Raw genomic sequence first — 4,719 nt, 5'->3', positions numbered from 1 at the left:
CGCCGTCGGTCACCCCGTCGTAGCCGCTGTCGGCGAAGGACGGCAGCTCCTGACCCGACACCGCATCCCACACCCGCACCGACCCATCGTCACCGGTGGTGAGGATCCGCGACCCATCCGGACTCCACGCCACATCCCACACCGGGCCGTCGTGACCGCTGAGGATCAGCAGCTCCTGACCCGACACCGCATCCCACACCCGCGCCACCCCATCAGCACCCGCGGTCAGGACACGCAACCCATCCGGACTCCAAGCCGCATCCCACACCCGGCCGCTGTGACCGGCGAACGTCAGCAGCTCCTGACCCGACACCGCATCCCACACCCGCGCCACCCCATCACCACCCGCGGTCAGGACACGCAACCCATCCGAACTCCACACCCCACTGTTCACCCCGTCACCGTGACCAGCAAAGATCAGCAACTTCTGACCCGACACCCCATCCCACACCCGCGCCGACCCATCAGCGCCCACGGTCAGGAAACGCGACCCATCCGGACTCCACGCCACATCCCACACCCGGCCGTCGTGACCGCTGAGGATCAGCAGCTCCTGACCCGACACCGCATCCCACATCCGCGCCGACCCGTCAGCGCCGGCGGTCAGGACGCGCGACCCATCCGGACTCCACGCCACATCCCACACCCGGCCGTCGTGACCGCTGAGGATCAGCAGCTCCTGACCCGACACCGCATCCCACACCCGCGCCACCCCATCACCACCCGCGGTCAGGACACGCAACCCATCCGGACTCCACGCCCCACCGTTCACCTCATCGCCGTGACCAGCGAAGGCCAGCAGCTCCTGACCCGACACCCCATCCCACACCCGCGCCGACCCATCCTCACTGGCGGTCAGGATCCGCGACCCATCCGGACTCCACACCCCACCGTTCACCCATCCGCGGTGACCGGTGAAGGAGGTGAGGCGGGCATGGGTCGCATGGGGGGCCTCCGTCGGTGCTACGAGCCAGCCGGCTCGGAGCGCGTCTGGGGGCTGGGTGCAGAAAAGTGCCTGGGTGTAGTGGGCGGTGGAGTCGGTCCAGCGGACGGCGCTCAGGTCGCAGTTGCGGAAGATGGTCCCGGCGAGTTCGGTGCGTTGGAGATCGGCGTCCCGCAGGGAGCTGTCGTGGATCTCGGCGCGTGTCAGGGTCGCCGCGGTCAGATCGGTACCGGCGAGGTCGACGTCACGGATCACCGCTGCGGTGAGATTGGCGCCCGCGAGTGAACTCCCCCGCAGACTGAGTCGCCGGGTGCCGCCGTCTATGCGCCAGCCGGCCAGGTTCGCGCCGGTCAGGACGCGGCCGGCCGGCGTGTGGTCTGGGTGGCCGGCGCGGGCGGCGGCCAGGGTGTAGGCGAAGGCGAGAACTGCCGCGGCGTCGGCTCGGCCGTCCGGGGGCTGCGTCGCGATCGCAGCGAGGGCGGTCCGGCTTTGCGCCTTCTGTCGGTCGTCGTGGCGGGCGAGGAGCTGGCCGAGAAAGTCGAGGGTCTCGGGGCTGGGGACCGCCAGCTGCCAGCTCGCACGTGCCTGCTCCGGTGGCAACTGCAGGGCCCGCTCGAGATAGCGGGCGAGGAAGTACTCGCGTAGGGAGGTGTGCGCGAATCCGAAGGTGTCGTCGTTGTGGCGCACGAGGAATGTCGCGGTGCGCAGGTCCTCCTTCCACAGGGCAGGCGCCCGCGCCGGATAGTGCAGCTGAAGTTCCGGCCGGCCGGCGAGGAACTCCAACATCCACTGCTCGACGTCGGCGACGCCCCACGACGCGCGGCCGGAGCGCCACAGCTGCGCGGCGAGGTGCTCCATCAGCAGCTGCTTGTGGTCCGGGATCAGCGAGTGCTTGCCGTCGTCGCGTTCGAGCCACTGCCGCACGAACGAGCCGTAAAGATCGACGGCGCGGACGGTGTGCCCCGCGAGCTTCGCCTGCTCGATGGTTTCCAGCTGCTCGGCGATCATGCGTAGGGTCAGGGGTCGTTCGGCGATCTCGCGCAGGTTGTGCACGCTGCCGATCAGGTCCAGCAGCCGGTCGACGTCCGCGCCCGGCACGTTGGCCGCAAGGTACGCCCGGACCTGCTCCTCGCCGAAGGGAAGCATGAGCAGGGCCAGGTAGTCGGTGCCGGTGGGGCCGTCGCGGTGCTGCCCGGTGAAGTGGTTGGCCTCGTCGCGGATCGAGCGGAAGTAGTGGGTTCGGCATGACAGCAGCAGCTTGCTCGGCCGGTCCGCCCGGCTCTCGGCCGGCTGGGAGCGCCAGAGCTCCTCGGTGGCCCGCCAGAGCGTGCGGGTGAACACCTGGCCGGCGTGCGGCTCGAGGTGGACCAGCACCTCGTCGAGCCCGTCGAAGATCAGCACGCATCGGCCGCTGGCGACGAGGCCGAGGACCTCGTCGACGGTGGGCACCCTCCCGAGGTCGCCGGCGTCCAGCAGCGCCTGGAGGATCTGCCTCAGCCCGGCCGTCTCACGGACCACCCGCGCCGGCAGATCGCGCAGGTCGAACAGGATCGGCAGCGGCACCGTCGGGTCGTGCTCGCGGCGGTCCAGCAGTGCCAGGGTGAACAGCTGGGCGGTGGTCGTCTTGCCCATGCCGACGTCACCGAGCAGCGCGCACAGGTGCCGCGCGCCCGGCGAAGGTTCGGTCGCCCACGTAACCAGTCGCGCGACCGCTGGCAGCGGTTCGCCGAGTCGCCGCGACGCCGGTTCGGTCAGGGCGTCGGAGGACAACGACGTCTCGCCGACCTGCGAGGTCACAGGCTCCCCGCCTAGCTGGGGCCGGCTCACCATGCCCCTCGCCCACTTCTCCGGCTCGAGCGGTCCACCCGGGGCCGCCGGAGCCTGGAGCACCTCGGCGATCACATCGAGTACCCGCTGCACGAACGCGACCTTGGCCCTGCGGTCCGGTTGCTGGCTGAACGGCCGGGACGTCTCGTGCACGATCTCGGGAGCGGGCCGGGCGCCCCGGGCCACGCCCTCCAGCGCGATCCGCAGGGGCCGACGGGTGGTCGCACCCGGGTGGACGTCCAGCCTGGACGCGGCGCAGTCGAGCTCGACCACCAGGTCGGACGCCTCCCGCAGCCGACGCCGCTCGCCTTCGAGGTCGGTACCGAGCAGCGCAGCGACGAGGCTCGTGATCCGGTAGCCGCCCGGCGTCGCGGACGCCTGCTCGCTCAGCAGGTCGACGAACTCACGCTCACGCCGTCTGACATGGTCGGAGGCCTTCCGTGCGACCTCCACGTGGATGACGCCGCCGCCGTGCCCGGCTTCGGGCGCGGTCGGGGGAAGCACCTCGGAGACCGTCCCGGTCACCGTCTCGTCGCCGCGGCGCCGGTCGGCTCCCCGCCGGGAGCGGGCCGCCAGTTCGTCGCCGGCGAGGTCCTCGCCTTCGAACCAGCACACCCTGTCCCGGGGCGGCGCCTTGCGCTGGTCGCTGACCAGCCGCACCCCGACGTCTGCCTCGGCTGCCGCCTCGTCGAACGCCGCGCGGAACTTCCGGAATGCGTCCTGGGCCTTCGCGTCGCCGCCGCCGGGGGTCGCCACCTCCAGCGCGTCGGCCATCGGGATCCGGCCGTCGCCGTCGATCAGGTCGGCCAGGCCGGCGAGCCGCTGCGCCTGTCGAGGGGTGAGATCATCGGCCAGACGTTCGAGGTAGCGCAGCACCGCCTGCCGTGGCAGCCGTGTGATCACGCGGCGTCGCGCAGCACGCGGCTGCGGATCTGACTCGTCAGGGCCAGCGCGAACTGCTCCCGGCCGCTGCGCGCGGTCTGCGTGAAGGCACGGCCACCGGCGCCGGTGAAGATCTGCCGCGTGGCAAGCCCGCGGAGGTCGAACGAGCCGTCCAACGGCACCTTCTTCAACATCACCGGCAGCGCCCTGCCCCTGCCTGGCCCCAGCAGCGACGGGAGCTCCACATTCCGGATGTAGCTGCTCGCCAGGAAGCTCGGGCTCACCAACAGCAGCCCGTAGTCGCAGGCCGCCAGGCGGTTCTGGATCTCCTCGTTCCAGTCCGCGCCGAGGAGCAGGTCCGAGTCCTCCCACCAGGTGAGCCGCACCCCGCTCAGCGCGCCGAACGCCAGCCTGGCCATCAGGGCCTCCTTCTCGGCCCCGTCGTCATGCGCCCAGCTCACGAACAGCGAAGCCGCGACCGGATCATCCACCAGAGATCCTCTTCCCGTATTTCCCGATGCCCTCCCGATGGCACGATCGTAGGTGACGCCACCACTTTCCGGCGCAGATGGGTCACCCAGGCGACAAACGGCCCCGATGGGAAGTGCGAGGCAGACGGCCGCTGCCGGGCTCGCGGTGCCGGGCTTGCGGCGCCGGCCGGGTGTCAGGCCAGGCCGGCCCAGACCTGGGACACCTGCTCGGCCAGGGCCTCGAGGGTCTGCGCCGATCCGCCGCGCGCCGTGGATCCGCGCTGGAGCAGCACCGGCATCGTCGGGGTGTCGGGCAGAGCGACTGACGGGAGCACCGGCCGCCATCCGGAGACGATCTCGCCGACCTCCACCAGTGGCGGATCGATGTCGACATCGACGTCCACCTGGGGCAGGTCGACGAGGACGTCGACGCGGGGCAGGTCGAGGTCGACGAGGTCACCGATCCCGGATTCGTGGTTGCCGGCCAGGTACCGCGCCGGCCGCCCGGTGGTGGCAGCACGGACGTCCGCGACCGGTGCCGTGGGCGCCGCCTGAGCCGGCGGGGCCGGCAGCGGGGCCGGCGGGGCGGGCGGCGGG

Annotated in this window: 2 protein-coding genes and 1 pseudogene; all 3 read right to left on the bottom strand. The window is 71.5% G+C overall.

The genetic code is table 11. The features are described from left to right. Positions 1-3,673, bottom strand: a 3,673-nt coding sequence (locus FREUN1FDRAFT_RS37940) for a pentapeptide repeat-containing protein (RefSeq protein ID WP_006545746.1), incomplete at its 3' end; no start/stop codon positions are given. Beyond that, positions 3,670-4,143 carry a toll/interleukin-1 receptor domain-containing protein gene (locus FREUN1FDRAFT_RS37935; protein ID WP_006545745.1) on the bottom strand — a complete coding sequence of 158 codons (474 nt, stop codon included), beginning with the start codon at positions 4,141-4,143 and terminating at the stop codon, positions 3,670-3,672. The genes FREUN1FDRAFT_RS37935 and FREUN1FDRAFT_RS37940, both read right to left, overlap by 4 nt. A 173-nt stretch (positions 4,144-4,316) precedes the next feature. Continuing rightward, positions 4,317-4,719 (bottom strand): annotated as a pseudogene (locus tag FREUN1FDRAFT_RS40560) (hypothetical protein); the annotation flags it as partial.

The sequence above is a fragment of the Parafrankia sp. EUN1f genome, from assembly GCF_000177675.1.
In the GTDB taxonomy this organism is placed as follows: domain Bacteria; phylum Actinomycetota; class Actinomycetes; order Frankiales; family Frankiaceae; genus Parafrankia.
Note: the sequence above shows the minus strand (reverse complement) of the source record. Positions and strands in the feature narration are given on the sequence as shown.